14 protein-coding genes are annotated in these 16,291 nt (G+C 29.5%); 2 read left to right on the top strand and 12 right to left on the bottom strand.

Features of this window, described 5'->3' with window-relative positions; all coding sequences use genetic code 11:
* Positions 1-176: 176 nt before the first annotated feature.
* The 5 genes from FGL08_RS11245 to FGL08_RS11265 all read right to left on the bottom strand — a co-directional run bounded on the left by FGL08_RS11245 (position 177) and on the right by FGL08_RS11265 (position 6,275).
* Complete coding sequence (locus FGL08_RS11245; RefSeq protein ID WP_138210879.1) at positions 177-1,253, bottom strand: M24 family metallopeptidase; 1,077 nt, start codon at positions 1,251-1,253, stop codon at positions 177-179.
* 145 nt (positions 1,254-1,398) lie between these two features.
* Entirely contained in the window at positions 1,399-2,211 is an 813-nt protein-coding gene (proC, locus tag FGL08_RS11250; protein WP_138210880.1) for a pyrroline-5-carboxylate reductase, read from the bottom strand.
* A 177-nt stretch (positions 2,212-2,388) separates the two neighbouring features.
* Positions 2,389-4,773, bottom strand: coding sequence for a trans-4-hydroxy-L-proline dehydratase (gene hypD, locus FGL08_RS11255; RefSeq protein WP_138210881.1), 2,385 nt, complete (start codon positions 4,771-4,773; stop codon positions 2,389-2,391).
* A 5-nt stretch (positions 4,774-4,778) separates the two neighbouring features.
* On the bottom strand, positions 4,779-5,681 hold the full coding sequence (locus FGL08_RS11260; RefSeq protein WP_138210882.1) for a trans-4-hydroxy-L-proline dehydratase activase: 903 nt from the start codon (positions 5,679-5,681) through the stop codon (positions 4,779-4,781).
* A 27-nt stretch (positions 5,682-5,708) separates the two neighbouring features.
* Positions 5,709-6,275: a helix-turn-helix domain-containing protein gene (locus FGL08_RS11265; protein WP_138210883.1), complete on the bottom strand. Its 567-nt coding sequence runs from the start codon at positions 6,273-6,275 to the stop codon at positions 5,709-5,711.
* Between the two features lie 357 nt (positions 6,276-6,632).
* Here FGL08_RS11265 and FGL08_RS11270 point away from each other — a divergent pair, with 357 nt between their 5' ends.
* A complete protein-coding gene (locus tag FGL08_RS11270; RefSeq protein ID WP_138210884.1) occupies positions 6,633-6,881 on the top strand; it encodes a hypothetical protein in 249 nt (82 codons plus the stop codon).
* 105 nt (positions 6,882-6,986) lie between these two features.
* Here FGL08_RS11270 and FGL08_RS11275 read toward each other — a convergent pair whose 3' ends face one another.
* From FGL08_RS11275 to FGL08_RS11290, 4 genes are all read right to left on the bottom strand, one after another.
* Positions 6,987-8,687 carry a putative ABC transporter permease subunit gene (locus FGL08_RS11275; RefSeq protein WP_138210885.1) on the bottom strand — a complete coding sequence of 567 codons (1,701 nt, stop codon included), beginning with the start codon at positions 8,685-8,687 and terminating at the stop codon, positions 6,987-6,989.
* Positions 8,680-9,405 carry an ABC transporter ATP-binding protein gene (locus tag FGL08_RS11280; protein ID WP_138210886.1) on the bottom strand — a complete coding sequence of 242 codons (726 nt, stop codon included), beginning with the start codon at positions 9,403-9,405 and terminating at the stop codon, positions 8,680-8,682. Before FGL08_RS11280 ends, FGL08_RS11275 begins: the two co-directional genes overlap by 8 nt.
* A 151-nt stretch (positions 9,406-9,556) precedes the next feature.
* Entirely contained in the window at positions 9,557-10,075 is a 519-nt protein-coding gene (locus tag FGL08_RS11285; protein WP_138210887.1) for a spore maturation protein, read from the bottom strand.
* A gap of 11 nt (positions 10,076-10,086) precedes the next feature.
* Positions 10,087-10,662 carry a nucleoside recognition domain-containing protein gene (locus FGL08_RS11290; protein WP_138210888.1) on the bottom strand — a complete coding sequence of 192 codons (576 nt, stop codon included), beginning with the start codon at positions 10,660-10,662 and terminating at the stop codon, positions 10,087-10,089.
* 136 nt (positions 10,663-10,798) lie between these two features.
* On the opposite strand from FGL08_RS11290, the gene FGL08_RS11295 reads away from it, so the two are divergent.
* Positions 10,799-11,047, top strand: a complete 249-nt coding sequence (locus FGL08_RS11295; protein WP_138210889.1) for a metal-binding protein — start codon at positions 10,799-10,801, stop codon at positions 11,045-11,047.
* A 69-nt stretch (positions 11,048-11,116) separates the two neighbouring features.
* Here the strand turns inward: FGL08_RS11295 and FGL08_RS11300 are convergent, their stop codons facing one another.
* From FGL08_RS11300 to pruA, 3 genes are all read right to left on the bottom strand, one after another.
* On the bottom strand, positions 11,117-13,108 hold the full coding sequence (locus FGL08_RS11300) for a sensor histidine kinase (protein WP_138210890.1): 1,992 nt from the start codon (positions 13,106-13,108) through the stop codon (positions 11,117-11,119).
* 152 nt (positions 13,109-13,260) lie between these two features.
* A complete protein-coding gene (locus FGL08_RS11305) occupies positions 13,261-14,133 on the bottom strand; it encodes a YitT family protein (RefSeq protein WP_138210891.1) in 873 nt (290 codons plus the stop codon).
* Positions 14,134-14,262: 129 nt separating this feature from the next.
* Positions 14,263-15,810: an L-glutamate gamma-semialdehyde dehydrogenase gene (pruA, locus tag FGL08_RS11310; protein ID WP_138210892.1), complete on the bottom strand. Its 1,548-nt coding sequence runs from the start codon at positions 15,808-15,810 to the stop codon at positions 14,263-14,265.
* Between the last annotated feature and the right edge of the window lie 481 nt (positions 15,811-16,291).

A 16,291-nucleotide genomic window follows, 5' to 3' on the forward strand; every position in this document is an offset into this window, starting at 1 on the left:
TTAACCATATAAGTAAATACTCTATTTATACTAATTAATCATCTATCCAGTTTTTCTTATCATAAATTCTATAAATTAAACAAAAAAATAGCACCAACTTATTTGGATTAAAACTTTATTATGTCCATAATAAGTTTAGGTGCTATTTATTTTAAAATTCTAGATTTTTTAATTTACTATTTTATTATAATTAAATCTTTTGAAGAGTGAGTAATTACTTCGCATCCTTCTTCAGTAACAATTACTGAATCTTCTACTCTGACTCCACCCCAACCTGGTATGTATATTCCAGGCTCTACTGTAACTATACAATCTTCTTTAAAAAATCTATTACCTACATTACTTATAAATGGTTCTTCATGTAACTCTAAACCTACACCATGACCTATTCCTGGGTAGTAATATTCAATATACTTCTCTAAAACTTCTCTAGCTTTTTTATCTGGCACATCTGTTTTTACTCCAGCTTTTACAGTCTTAACAGCTTCTTCTTCAGCTTTTCTAACAAGATTATATACTTCTACCTGCTTCTCGTCTGGTTCACCAATCATTATAGTTCTAGTCATGTCTGAATGGTAGCCTTTATATAGTGCTCCAAAATCAAATAATAAAAATTCTCCATTCTCGATAACTTTATCATCTGGTTTTCCATGCAATAATGAAGTTTTAGCACCAGAAATTAATATAGTATCAAAAGAAACCCCTTCTGCCCCTTCTTTTCTCATAAAATATTCTAATTGAAGAGCAACCTCATTTTCAGTCATACCTGGTTTAACAAAGTTTAAAATCTCAGAAAAAGCTTTATCTGCTATTCTAGCAGCTTCAACCATAAATTTCTTTTCTTCTGCATCCTTAACATATCTTAGCCCATCCACTAAACCAGCTGTTGGAACCAATTCTATATTAGGATTGGAATTTTTTATCCCCTCATATAATCCAAAAGTAACTTTATCCTTTTCAAAACCAATATTAGTTATATCCTTTTCCCATTCAGTTAATATAACTTTTACACACTCGCCGATACTTCCCCCTATATTTCTCCAATTTAAAACTTTAAACTCAGGACATTGTATCTCAGCTTGTTCTGTAAATCTTCCATCTGTAATAAAATAATTATTATTTTTTGTTACAAGTAAGTAAGATGCTTCGTCAGTAAACCTACTAACATATCTAACATTTGAAAGTTTCATAATAAACATAGCATCTAAGGATTTTTCTTTCATTAACTCAACAAGTCTTTGTACTCTACTCATTTTCCCCATCTCCTTTATTTTGTTACTTCCCCATACATCAAAAATAATTAAAGTTAAATTAACATATAAATCGCTTTATATGTTAATTTTTATAAATATCTATCTATTTACAAGTCTATGTTTGCCCTAAAATAATAATTACTAATTATTTACTTTGAGCCATTAATTTACACTTAGCTGTACAAGTTTTCATAGCAGCCATAACAGCATGTCTTAATCCCTTTTCTTCTAAAATTTCAACAGCTTCTATAGTGGTTCCCCCTGGAGAACATACCATATCTTTTAGTTCTCCTGGATGTTTTCCTGTTTCAATAACCATTTTTGCTGAACCTAAAACTGCTTGTGCAGCTATTTTATACGCCTTATTTCTAGGAATACCATCACACACAGCAGCATCTGCCATTGCTTCAATTAACATAAATATGTAAGCCGGTGAAGAACCACTTACAGAAACAAAAGCATCGATTAAATTTTCTGGAAGCACTTCAACCCCACCAAAGCTAGAAAATATGTCTTTTGCTCTTTCCATATCTTCTTCTTTAATATTTTCATTTCCACACAAAGCAGACATACCTTCTCCAACTAGAGCAGGTGTATTCGGCATTGCTCTTACTATTTTAACATCTTCTCCAAAAACATTGTCTAAATGTTCTATAACTTTTCCTGCAACTATGCTAATTACTATACAATCTTTTTTTATAACATCTTTTATTTCTTCCGCTACTTTATCAAGAATATTAGGTTTTATAGATAAAATTAAAACATCTGCAACCTTTGCTACTTCCTTATTATCTGAAGTAGTATTTACTCCAAATTCTGATTTCACCCTCTCTAAACATGGTTTAAATGCATCTGCTACGTATATATTGGAGTTTTTAACTAACTCTGATTTTACTATTCCCCCAATCATAGCATGTCCCATATTTCCACAACCTATAAAACTGATATTATAACTCATTAAAAAGCCCCCCGTCTAAATTGAAGGTATCAAAGTTGTCTTTCGACACTCTGATACCTATTAATCTTTTCCTTAGATTATATTATACTACTTTTTTAATAAAATTTGTATAATTTTTATCAATTTAAAAGGGAAAATTGTATTTATTTTATCAATCCAAAAACTTTAAACTATAAATTAGCATCCACATCCACAATCAAGTGATTGTTCCGTTCTATCAATTATTTCATCTTGAAGAACTTTATCTAAGTTATAGAAATAATCACTGTATCCAGCTACACGAACAATTAAATCTTTATATTCTTCTGGATCATTTTGTGCATTAATTAAGGTTTGCTTGTCAACAACATTAAACTGAATATGATGTCCACCTAATATAAAGTAAGATCTAACTAAATCTTTAACCTTTTCCAATCCTTCTTCACCAGCTAATACAGATGGAGTGAATTTTTGGTTTAATAGTGTACCACCAGTTCTTATATGATCCATTTTAGCTGCAGATTTTATAACACCTGTTGGTCCATTTTTGTCTGCTCCTTTGGATGGAGAAATACCATCTGTATGTGGCTTGCGAGCAAATCTTCCATCTGGAGTTGCTCCTGTTACTTTACCAAAATAAACGTGACAAGTTGTTGGTAACATATCTATTCTATAAGTCGCTCCAGTTGGAGCTACTCTTCCATCTATAGCGTCAAAGTAAGCATCAAACACTTCTTTCATAATATCATCTGCATAATCGTCATCATTTCCATATTTAGGTGTTTTGTTTAATACCATATTATGAATCACTTCATGCCCTTCAAAATTATCATTTAAAGCTTTAACTAATTCCTCCATGCTAAAGTTTTTCTTATCAAACACATTATATTTAATAGCAGTTAAAGCATCTGTTATTGTTCCAATACCAACACCTTGAATATATCTAGTGTTATATCTAGCACCACCTGCATTGTAGTCTTTAGCATTTGTTATACAATCATCAATAACTATTGACATAAATGGAGCTGGCATTCTTATAGCGTATAACTTTTCAATTATTTGGTTACCCTTTATTTTAATATCTGCAAAATGATTTATTTGTTTTTCATAAGCATCAAATAACTCATCGAAAGATTTAAACTCAGTAACTTCACCAGTCTTAAGACCTATTTGCTTTCCTGTGTTTGGATCTACTCCATTGTGTAATGTTACTTCAAGTATTTTAGGTAAGTTGAAATATCCAGTTAATGAATAACGCTCTTTACCAAATGCTCCTGTTTCAACACATCCACTAATACCACCACATCTAGCATCTTCTATAGTTTTTCCTACTCTTAACATTTCAGCGATTATAGTTTCAACATTATACATTGATGGTTGTCCAAATCCAGTTCTTACTATCTTAGCTGCTCTTTTGATAAACTTATCAGGATTCAACTTACTAATTTGAACATTAGAACTTGGTTGTAATAATCTCATATCTTCAATAACATCTAAAATTAAATAAGTTACATCATTAACACCATTTCTACCTTCTTTAGTTAATCCACCAAGGTTGATGTTACAGAAGTCAGTATAAGTTCCGCTCTCTTCTAAAGTTATACCAACCTTTGGAGGAGCAGGTTGGTTATTAAACTTAACCCAGAAACATTCTAGTAATTCGTGAGCTTGTTCCTTAGTTAATGTTCCATCAGCCATTTCTTTTTCATAGTATGGATTCAAATGTTGGTCTAATCTTCCCGGACAGAAAGAATCCCAAGTATTAAGTTCAGTTATTACACCTAAATGTACAAACCAGTACATTTGAAGAGCTTCAGCAAAAGTTCTTGGAGCGTGTTCTGGAACCCAATCACATCTTTCAGCTATTCCAAGTAATTCTTCTTTTCTAACTGGGTCTGCTTCTTTTGCAGCAAGTTCTCTTGCATACTCTGCGTATCTTTTACCGTATATAATTAATCCATCACAACAAATAGACATAGCTTCTAATTGAGCTTTCTTTTCATAGAATTCTGGATCATTGAAAATATCTAGTTTAGCTATTTCTTCTTGGATTTGAGCTTTAAAATCAGCAAATCCCCTATTGTAAATTTTATCATCAGCAACAGTATGTCCTGGTGCTCTTTGTTCCATAAATTCAGTAATTATACCTGCTTCATAAATATCATGCCATTCTTGTGGCATATCATTTAATAAAACATGGCGCATTGCTCTATTTTCCCAGAACGGTATAATGTTTTCAGCTTGATATTTTTTATCTTCATCACAAACTTTAAAAGATATTTTTTCACGTCTGTCCATAATATCAAAATCTTCAACAGTGTGGCAGCAAAGTTCTGGATAAGTTGGAGTTGCTGCTGGTTTCTCTCCTCTTTCCCCTACTATTAATTCTCCATCATTGATACAAAGCTTTTTCTTTTCCATAATATTTTTAAAAGCTAAAGCTCTCAAAATTGGAGTAGGAACAGCTCCCTGATACTTTTCGTAAACTTCAGTTACAAGTTTTGCTCTTTCCAAAGATATATAAGGCTCTGCCTTAACACTTTGTTCTCTTAATTTCTTTACTCTTTCAGTTTTTTCCATCATAATGATTAACCCCCTATTTTTACATTAAATCCACTATCTTTGAAATATTCTGAAATTTCCATCATTTGTTTCTTTGTTGGCTCTTTTAAATCTTTTAGTTTATAGTCCTTATTCAGTCTTCTATACTTATCCATACCAATCCTATGATATGGTAAAAGATTTACTTGAATCATATTAATATTCTTTAAAAATTTCACTGTATCTTCTAATGTTTCCTTAGAATCATTAATTCCAGGCATAATTGGAATTCTAATAAACAAATTTTTTCTTAACTCTGATAATTTTTTAATATTTTCTAAAATAAGTTCATTTCCCACGCCTGTATACTTTTTATGCTCACTACTGTTAATATGCTTTAAATCCACTAAAAACAAATCTGTATAATCAATTATTCTTTCAAAACTATCCCATGATGCATGTGCACAGGTATCCACCGTAGTGTGAATTTCTGCTTCTTTGCAAGCCTTCAGCATACTCTCTAAGAAATCAATTTGTACTAAAGGTTCCCCACCTGAGAAAGTAACACCACCTTTTGATTGATCATAGAATATTTCATCTTTTTTAATTTCTTTCATTAGTTCATTAATGTCTACTTCTTTTCCTGCAATTTCTAAAGCACCCTTTAAGCAAACATCTGTGCATCTTCCACAAAGTGTGCACTTACTCTCATCTATACTTATCTTACCGTCATTTAGTGATAGTGCCTCTTCCTTACACCACTTTACACAACTTCCACAAGCAACACACTTATTATCAAAATACATAAGTTGTTCTCTTAATTTTTGACTTTCAGGATTATGGCACCACCAACAATTTAATGGACATCCTTTTAAAAATACTGTAGTTCTTATTCCTGGTCCATCATGAACAGAATACTTTTGTATATTAAAAACAATCCCCTTTTCCAAAGTAGCATCCCCTTTTTAATGATTTATTTATTTTTTATTCTTAAACGCATTCGGAGTATGAACTGTTAAAATCCTTACAATTTTATTTGTAGAGTTTACCCAATTATGAATTGAAGTGGACTCAAAATGAGCACTATCCCCCGGGTAAAGCTCATACCTGTTATTGTCTAAAAACAACGTCAATATTCCCTCTAGTACGTAAACAAATTCTTCACCCTCATGTTGATATGAACTTACACATTCTTCTTCATTACCTGGTAGTAGTTCAATTATTCTTGGAAGTAAACTTTTATTTTCTAAATCATTAGTTAAATGATACGTTATAAATTTTGAATTTACTACTTGAAAAACTTCCTTTTCATAGTTTCTTAATACACTTCCTTTGTTCTCCTTAGGCATAACAAAAAAGTAAGATAAATCAACACCTAAAACTGAGGCTATTTTTTCTAGTGAATCAATAGCTATAGTAGTAAGCCCTCTCTCTAGTTGAGATAAAAATCCTATAGATAAATCTGTTTGAGAGCTTAACTCCTTTAATGTTAATTTTCTGCTATTTCTCAATTCTTTTATCTTACTTCCAATATCAGACGTCATAGCTTATTCCCTTTCATTTGAACTTTAATTATAGAAAAATTCTTAACTTTAAGTCGATAAATTTTTCTTTAACAAACTTATATCTTTTCACTAACATTATACTATTAAAACTATAAAAAATCTACGATTTTTACTTTATTTTTTTATCAATGAAATAAATTTTATCTATATGAAATTCAAATAGATGGTATTATTTAAAAGTATATTAAAGTACTAGCTACTATACTCAGCTCAATTACTCTACACCAGTGTACAAGTAATTATATATTGCTATATTTAACTAGTTTTGACTTACCATTTAGCCATAACACTCATACTATATATACTGAAGTTTAAAAATAATTCGAGGTGATATTTTTGGGACAACAAAAAGATAATCAAAAGATTAACAATGTGCAACATAAAAAAAATAATAGTGAGAAAAAAAATAATCATAAAAATAATTTTAATTATAAAAAAGCTTACGATAGTTTAGTAAATAAACTTAAAAAAGAGGTAGATAGAATAAATTCTTCGGATTATAGTAAAAAATCTCTTGGAAAATTTAAAGAAAAAATAGAAAAAATATTATATTATTGTTTAGATAATAAAGATAAACTTAAGTAATTTATCACATTTAATACATTTTAAGTTATATATTACATGAGAAAAAGGGATAAGTTCATTATAATGAAACTTATCCCTTTGAATTTAATCTTGCTATGAAATATACTATAATTCTAACTTAGATATCTTATTGTTTCCTATCTTTTTTACTCCCATCCATAGTAATATGTCTAATATAATTACTGGTATGGTAAATACTAAAACAGCTTTGCAGTAAGATAAACTTAGCATAAACACCATAAAAATAGGTATTGAAGCTATTAAAAACATTACTAGCATATAAATAAGCACGTTCATATTTTGTTTTACAGCCTTCTGCTCATTATCCCATATAAGTTTAGGATGTAATATATCTATTAATATCCCAATTAAGTTTGCAAAAACTACTCCCAAGAACATAATAAGACATGTAGATAATATAATTTTTATATTTGGCATAAAAATTACTATAAACATAACTAAACTTATAACACATCCTACCAAGTTAATTAATATTCCTGAAGAAAGTTTAGCAAACAATTGTATACTATAATCTACCGGTATAAATTTACTTAATATAATTTCTTTACCTTCCCTTGAAATACTAGTAACAGCAACAGGGCCCATGGTACAAATAACAAAACTCCATGCTAATGATATAGCTAAAACAAGACTCAAATGTGGTGAACCCACCTTTAATATCCCTCTTGCCTGTTTTAAATATTTAAATCCTTCCCCATTTGCTAATATAGGGATTATAAAAAATAAAGGGAAAATAAAGTTCATTAAAACACAATTCATAAAATACGTTGGATTTCTAAATATAAGCCTTATTTCCTTTAACAAATATGAATGATAAGAAGTCCTTCTTAGAGTATTCTTTGCAAACTCCTTAGAAGTTAACACCTTTCTCTTCCCGCTAGTTTCACCGCTTCCTATAGGACCCTTAAAATACAACCTTTGAGCAATTCCTAAAAAAATGTATATAGCAAGTATGGATACAGATATAAATAAAATAATATTTAAAAATCCTAGAAGCTTTGAACTAAAAGTTAAGCTTTTTATAGCAAACATATTTGTAGGTATAACTTTATTAACAATTGAAAATATAGAATTACCCTTATTATTCACCAAGGATTGGATACTTCTATTACCACTACTCAAGTTTTCAAAGCTTTGCATATTAATATTAATAGCCATAACTATGATAAATGTAATCATCCCACTAACCATTCTAAACCTATCTTTATTTTTAACCACAGACGTAAAACTCATTATGACTATTGCTATAATTCCTCCTATGGTAAGAGGTATTATAGGTAAAAATATAAATACTATAATTGAATATATAATGTACGTAATAGTTATACCCTCATTTAAGCCATATGCTAAAATAGAAGGTGTATATGCAATTAAAGCTACAATATACATATATATAAGAATACTAAAAAATTTGCTTATTACTATTTCCCACGGCTTAAATGGTAACGATATAAGAGATTCTAAATCATTGGAAAAATAATATATAGTTATTGAAGATATAATTCCAAATACAAATATAAGCATACTTGTTATAGAAAGACCTGATGATAAAACAAAACTTTCATAATTAATAGGCTTTAAAACTTTATACATATCACCAGCTATCTTAAATAAATTAAAAACAAAAGGAATAAATAAAATCATTAAAATAAAATAACTTAAAGCCCCTTTACCTTTAGATAACCATCCTATCTTATTTCTTTTTTTCTTAGTTGAAGCAGAAGCAAAATCCATACCATTACCACTTTTTAGAAGTATCTTGGTTAGCACTAAAACCTTATTCATTTTTAGTAAGCTCCAAGAAAATGTTTTCTAAGGATTCATTTTCTTTGTAATCTCTTCTTAAAGTTTCTAAATCGCCGCAATATAATACTTTTCCTTTATTTATAATGGCAACTATATCACATAATTTTTCTGCTACTTCTAAAACGTGGGTTGAGAATAAAACAGTTTTTCCAGATTTCGCATGTTCTCTCATCATTTCTTTTAAAATAAAAGATGACTTTGGATCAAGACCAGTCAAAGGTTCATCTAATATCCATATGTCAGGATCATGGATTAAAACTCCCATAATAACTATCTTTTGTCTCATACCGTGAGAATAACTTTGAATTTTATCCCCAAGTGCTTTTTTCATATCAAATCTTTCACATAAGGATTCTATCCTATTTTTTCTTATCTCTTCTGGTACCTCATAGATATCTCCCATAAAATTTAGATATTCAATTCCTTTTAATCTCAAAAATATATCTGGATTATCTGGTACAAAACCAAAACTCTTTTTTGCCTCTAAGGGTTTTTTTATGATGTCATTACCCCCTATATTTATACTACCTTTATCAGGATTTATAATACCTGTAATCATTTTTATGGTGGTAGTCTTCCCTGCTCCGTTAGGACCTAAAAAACCAAATATCTTCCCATCTGGTATTACAAGGTTTAATTTTTCTATAACCTTATCCTTACCATTATAGGATTTTTCCACATCTACTATATTTATCATATACTCACCCACTTATATTTTTAATAATAATATCCAATTTAACTAAATACCATTAAATATTTATCAACATAGTAACACATATCTATCAATTCTGAAATAATTAGTATGATATTTTAAGGTTATTTTAAGATACCTTAAATTTATATTGCTATCATTTTAATAGCAGCTGAGTAAAGTAAATAGCTGAAATTATAGCTACTATATCTGCAAGTATAGCCGCCCAAAGTGTATGTCTTATTTTCTTTATTTTTACTGAACCATAATATATAGATATAGTGTAAAATATAGTTTCCGTTGTTCCCATTATTATGGACGCAAGTATACCTATATAAGTATCAGGTCCATGACTTTTTATAATATCTGTAAATACTCCTAAAGCACCACTTCCAGATAAAGGCTTTATTAGCACTAATGGAAGTACTTCTGAAGGCAAATTAAATATAGATGTTACTTTATTCAAAACCTTTATAACTCCATCCAAAAGTCCTGACTCTCTTATTATAGCAACCGCTAAAATCATAGCTAATAGATAAGGGAATATATTCAAACAAATATTTATACCTTCTTTAGCACCTTCTATAAAACATTCATAGACCCTGACACCCTTTAATATCCCTATAACCACTACACACCCAATAATTAGTGATACTAAGTTATTTGTAACCCCCATAAATCCACCCCCTAAAAATATTTTTGCAATATCTTACAAAAGACTATACCCGCAATCGATGCAATAGCTGTAGATATAATAGCTGGAAGAATTATTATCGCTGGATTTTTAGAATTATATGCTGCTCTAACAGAAATAATAGTTGTAGGCAATAATTGAATACAAGTAGCGTTTAACACCAAAAATAAAACCATATCATTAGATGCTTTACTTTTATCTGGGTTTAATTTTTGCATCTCTTCCATAGCTTTTATACCGGCTGGGGTAGCCGCATTAGATACACCCATCATATTAGCAGATAAGTTCATAATTATAGCCTCCATTGCTTTTTCACTTCTTGCCTCATCCCTAAATATTACTTTTAATACAGGCTTCAATAATTTAGCTATCCCTCTCATAACTCCACTTTCCTGAAGTATCTTTATAACCCCACACCATAAAGCCAATATACCAACTAAATTTATTATAAGTTGAACTGTTGAACCAGCTGAGTTTACGATAGCCTTAGATACAATTTCACCTCGTCCATTAAATATTCCAAAACCTATACCACTAACAATTAAAAAAAACCAAATAATATTAATCATAAAAAACCCCCCCACTACACTTATACAATAATTTATATGCGTGTACTGACGGAATTTTCCCTTGTTTTTAACTTATTTTAGTGTTAACATAAATTTATTGTAATAAGTCATAAGTATTTCAACCTAGGAGGTATTAATGATTCATAAAGAAACTATGGTATACATAGAAAGTGAATATTCAATAATCCATGAAACCCCTTGTGAGTTTTGTGGCAAAAATTTCAAAATAGAGGACATGTCTGTAGAATTTATAGAGGGTACTCCTCATCATTTCTGTTACTGTACTTGCAATAACTGTGGTAACGAAAAAATGTTTGTATTTCTAGCTCCTTACTTCAAAAAGGAAGAATTAATACAATATACTGTAAATGGTTTATTAAATTAAAAAGAGCTGATTAAATTCCACTCAGCCCTTTTTTAATTAATAAATTAAACTATATAATTTTATGTATAATTAATTATTATATATATCAGAAAACTCTATACTAAGCATATCTTTTTCTTCTACTAAATTCAAATTATTTATTTTTTCTTCTTCTTTTAAACTATACTTACTACAAGGAATATCTATAACAAATTCACTTCCTCCTCCGAATTCGCTATTTACATAAACTCTACCACTATGCATTTTGACAAAAGCATTAACTACAGATAATCCAACTCCCGTACCTTCAGCCATCCTGCTAAAAGACTTATCTACTTGAGTAAATATTTTAAATATCTCTTTTTGTTTATTTTTAGGTATTCCTATTCCATTATCTTTTACAGAAATGACAACCTTATTTTTACTAGCATTTAAGTTTACTAAGACTTCACTTCCTCTTCCAGAAAACTTTATTGCATTAGATAATAAATTCAACATCACTCGTTTAATTTTATCTAAATCAAAGTACATATATTTTTCTTCCACATTAGTATCGAATACCAAATTAACTTCTCTATCATGTAAATAATTAGATACAGCCATTGTGATATCCTCCACAACCTCTACAATATTATAACATTTTAACTCTAAAGGCATATATCCAAGCTCCACTCTGCTAAGATCAATAATATTATTAACTAATCTTAATATTCTATAGGAATTTTGCATCGACATGTTTATGTATTCTCTTAATTTATCCTTTTTCTGTTCTACTTCTATATCTTCCTGTATAAGTTTTATCATAAACTGATTAGCAGAAAAAATTATATTTAGAGGTGTTCTAATTTCATGAGATATATTGCTAAAAATTTCTGATTTTATTTTATCAAGTTCTCTAGCCTGTTTTAACAGTAACGTTTTCTCTAAAACTTTTTTTTGAAGTCTATCTATCTTATTACTCTCCGTAATATCTCTCACTATACTTAACAAAGCCTTTTTACCTTTGTAAGGTATAAGCGCACACTTAATTTCTAAATTCAGGTTTCTTCTATCCTTTTTTCTTTTTAATTTTATCTTAATAGTTTTATTATCTTTCTTATTTTCTAAATCACTAACCCTTACTTTTACTTTACTTTTACTATCTCTATTATAGTTAAAAAATTCATAAAAGGATTTGTCCTTAATTTTTTCTAAGGAATCCCCACCCAACATCTCAATACCAGAATTGTTAGTATAAACAATTTTCTCTTCCTCACAAATAAATAAGGCATCTGGCATAAGATCTAATACTGTTTTATATCTTTTTTCACTTTTAACCAATTCTTGCTGCATACGTTTCTTTTCTGTAATATCAAAGGCAAAAATTATGGTACTATCTTCTGATCCTGTGTTTATATCACCTTTAATTATGTATATCCACTTAAAATTACCACTTTTATCTTTTATCTTTATTTCGTCTTTAACCGGTTTACTACAGTTATTTGCCGACAATCTTAATCTTGTTAAAATTTTAGAATAGCTCGGACAACATATACTTTCTAGCCCGTTTGACTGTAACTCAAATAAACTATACCCTATACATTCTTCCGCTACGGAATTAATATACTTCAACTTATCACCTGAATATGCGAAGATAAGCATAGAAGCCTTTTTAGTTATTTCATTAAAATCCGCAAAATTATAAAACTCTTTATAATATTTTTTGTAAGCTATTTGTTCTAAATTATCAAAAAAATCATTATGCAAATTAATCTTTTTTAATTTTTTATAACAATTTAAATTTACTGAGTTCATAACACCCATATTTAGAACCTTTTTATAAATCTTCAATATACTGATTGTCTCTTCAAAAGATGTAAATCTACCTATGTACATTATAGAGTCTAATAATTTTTGATTAACTTCAAAATCTTCATTATGTATATTAAACTTTTCTATTTCCTTATCTATTTTTTTGAAAGTTTCATTTATAACACGGCATAAATCAATTTTATAATTTTTTTCTTTTGTAAATGGCAATATAACCTTACTTTTATTAACTGGCTTTATAATACTACTTAATCCCTCTATAAAAGCATTCAATACACTCACCCTTTGTCACAATAATCCATATACTCTTTTATTATAATATTTTTTTCCAAAGTAGTAAACATTATATAAGAAAAATCTTGTATAATGTAGATTTTTAACTTAAATTACATTATACAAGACTTTATATGTAGGTTATTAGTATATTATAATTTCATAAACCCTTCTCCCAAAGCCTCTCTAACATCACTTACAGTAATAAAAGCCTTAGGATCAATGTCCTTTACAATCTTCCTCAAAGATACAATCTGTTTTTGTGATACTACAATAAAGAGCATATCTTTTTCTACTTTAGTATACATTCCTCTTCCTTTTATATATGTAGAACCCCTTTTTAGTTTAGATGCTACACTCTCTGATATCTCAGTAGATTTGTTAGAAATAATTAGTACAGCCTTAGCAAAATTTACACCCTCTACTATAGTAGAAACCACTTTAGATACCACATAAACGGAAACCAATGCATACATAGCCCTTTCAACCCCAAAAACAATAGCTCCCATTAGTATAATAGTAGAGTCTATAAACATCATTATTTTAGCAATAGTTAAAGACTCAAATTTATACTGTATAATACTAGCTGCCATATCACTTCCACCTGTTGTAGCTGAGGCTCTAAGCACCAATCCTACTCCAGCCCCCAAAGATATTGCGCCATAAATAGAGGATAGAAATAAATTTTCATTAATTAGAACCCTCGGAATAAATTCTGTATACCACAGTGCTACAGAGAAGTACATCGCCGCAAACATAGATTTTGTACCGAATTTAAGTCCCCTTTGTTTTATACTTATAGCAAATAAAGGAATATTAATTATTATATTGCTCATCCAAAGAGGTACACCATATCCTATAGTAGCCTTAGTAATGTGTTCAATTACAATAGCAAGTCCAGCTAATCCACCAATTACTAAGTTCGCAGGGACTAAAAACTGATTAACCCCAAAAGCAGCTATACTTACTCCTATCATGATTAATATATAATCATAACACGTTTTGTTAAGATTACTTTTGTTCATTATACCCCCCCTATTTTATAACAACCACTTGATATTCTAACACCTTATACCATTTTAAACAATATCATATTTATTTATATATAAAATAAAAGAGATGCATTAATTTGCATCTCTCTTTAATATATGTTATTAAAATACTTCCCCAATAGTTTTAGCCTGTAAGAATAATAATAAGTAATCAGCGCCACCTGCTTTAGAATCAGTTCCTGACATGTTGAATCCACCAAATGGTTCAACACCTACAAGTGCTCCTGTACACTTTCTATTAATGTAAAGATTTCCTGCATGTAACTCTCTTTTAGCTTTTTCAACCTTGCATCTATTCTTAGAGAAGAATGCTCCTGTTAATCCATAAACAGTTCCATTAGCAATAGATATACCATCTTCAAAATCTTTAGCCTTAATTATAGCAACTACTGGTCCAAAGATTTCTTCTTGAGCTATTCTTGCATTTCTATCAATATCAGCTATAACTGTAGGTGCTATAAAGTATCCATTTTCGCCAGCTTTTTCTCCACCAGCTAAAAGTCTTCCTTCACCTTTACCTATTTCAATATATTCTAAAATCTTATTGTAAGCCTTTTCATCTATAACAGGAGATACATTTACCCCATACTCCCTAGCTTGGCCAACTTTTAATTTCTTTGTCTCTTCTACAACTTTAGCTACAACTTCATCATAAACATCTTCAACTATAATAGCTCTTGAACAAGCTGAACATTTTTGGCCTTGGAATCCGAATGCTGAAGCAACGATAGCTTTTGCAGCTGCATCTAAATCAGCTTCGCTGTCTACTAATATGAAGTCTTTACCACCCATTTCAGCTACAACACGTTTAATCCATTTTTGTCCTGGAGCCATTTCAGCTGCCATTCTGTTTATTCTTAAACCTACATCCATTGATCCTGTAAAGTTTATAAATCTAATTTGTGGATGTGAAGTTAAATAATCACCAACAGCTCCTCCTGGTCCTGGTAAGAAGTTAACAACACCTTTTGGTAATCTTATCTCTTCTAAAACTTCCATAAACTTAGCAGCTATGATTGGAGTTGTACTCGCTGGTTTCATGATAACAGTATTTCCTGTTACTATCGCAGCTGCTGTCATACCTACTAAAATAGCTAATGGGAAGTTCCAAGGTGCAACAACTAATCCCACTCCAAGTGGTATATATCTACATTCATTTAATTCATTAGGAATTGGTGTGATTTCCATTCCCTTTGCATAGCTTAACATTTGTCTTCCATAGTACTCTAAGAAATCAATAGCTTCTGCAGTATCAGCATCAGCTTCAGCCCAAATCTTACCAGCTTCTTCTACAAGTAAAGCTGAGAATTCATGTTTACGACGTCTCATTATTGCCGCTACATTGAAAAGATAATTAGCTCTTTCTGCAGGACAAACATTTTTCCAAGATTCAAAAGCAGTTAAAGCAGATTGAACAGCTTTTTCAGCAAGTTCAACTGTAGCCTTAGCTGTAGTTCCTATAACCTCATTGAAGTTTGATGGGTTTTTAGATACTATTTTTTCATCAGTATCTATTTTTTCTCCATTTATTACAAGTGGAAAGTGTTTACCCTTTTCACTATCGATTAATTTTAAAGCTTCTAACATAGCATCTTGATTTTCTTTTAAAGAAAAATTAGTAAATGGCTCATTTTTATACGGCATTAACATAACATATTCCCCCATTCTAATTAAATATATTTAACCCCAAATTACATAAAAAATTTTACTTAATTTATCGTAGGTTATTTATTCTTTTTATAAAGAATTGATCAATACTTATTTCAGTATAATGAAAAAATTTTCACAACATGATTAACCCCAAAACTAATATAAAATAAATAAAAGGATAAATAACCTCTCATTTCAAATATAGTATATTATATTAATTCATAATAATCAACCCCGAAATTCTTTGTTATATGTTAATTATAAAACAATTTTTTCATTAATATTTGTCATGTTTTTTAACTATCAACATTAAATATTATATATATATTACCTATACGAAAAACTCCCTCTTTTGCCTTTTTACAAGATTGTTTTCATATATGTTAAATTTTATTTCATATTTATTAAAAACAGAAAAGTGCCTAAGTTTCACAAAAAATTAGACACTTTGTTAAAATATTAAATAACTAGTTAAATAATC

It is taken from the genome of Hathewaya histolytica (genome assembly GCF_901482605.1).
GTDB classification, from domain to species: domain Bacteria; phylum Bacillota; class Clostridia; order Clostridiales; family Clostridiaceae; genus Hathewaya; species Hathewaya histolytica.

Excerpts from the sequence above, each read along its gene's own strand:
- FGL08_RS11245 (WP_138210879.1), bottom strand. The coding sequence starts at position 1,253 with ATGAGTAGAGTACAAAGACTTGTTGAGTTAATGAAAGAAAAATCCTTA.
- proC (WP_138210880.1), bottom strand. The coding sequence starts at position 2,211 with ATGAGTTATAATATCAGTTTTATAGGTTGTGGAAATATGGGACATGCT.
- hypD (WP_138210881.1), bottom strand. The coding sequence starts at position 4,773 with ATGATGGAAAAAACTGAAAGAGTAAAGAAATTAAGAGAACAAAGTGTT.
- FGL08_RS11265 (WP_138210883.1), bottom strand. The coding sequence starts at position 6,275 with ATGACGTCTGATATTGGAAGTAAGATAAAAGAATTGAGAAATAGCAGA.
- FGL08_RS11275 (WP_138210885.1), bottom strand. The coding sequence starts at position 8,687 with ATGAATAAGGTTTTAGTGCTAACCAAGATACTTCTAAAAAGTGGTAAT.
- FGL08_RS11280 (WP_138210886.1), bottom strand. The coding sequence starts at position 9,405 with ATGATAAATATAGTAGATGTGGAAAAATCCTATAATGGTAAGGATAAG.
- FGL08_RS11285 (WP_138210887.1), bottom strand. The coding sequence starts at position 10,075 with ATGGGGGTTACAAATAACTTAGTATCACTAATTATTGGGTGTGTAGTG.
- FGL08_RS11290 (WP_138210888.1), bottom strand. The coding sequence starts at position 10,662 with ATGATTAATATTATTTGGTTTTTTTTAATTGTTAGTGGTATAGGTTTT.
- FGL08_RS11295 (WP_138210889.1), top strand. The coding sequence starts at position 10,799 with ATGATTCATAAAGAAACTATGGTATACATAGAAAGTGAATATTCAATA.
- FGL08_RS11305 (WP_138210891.1), bottom strand. The coding sequence starts at position 14,133 with ATGAACAAAAGTAATCTTAACAAAACGTGTTATGATTATATATTAATC.
- pruA (WP_138210892.1), bottom strand. The coding sequence starts at position 15,810 with ATGTTAATGCCGTATAAAAATGAGCCATTTACTAATTTTTCTTTAAAA.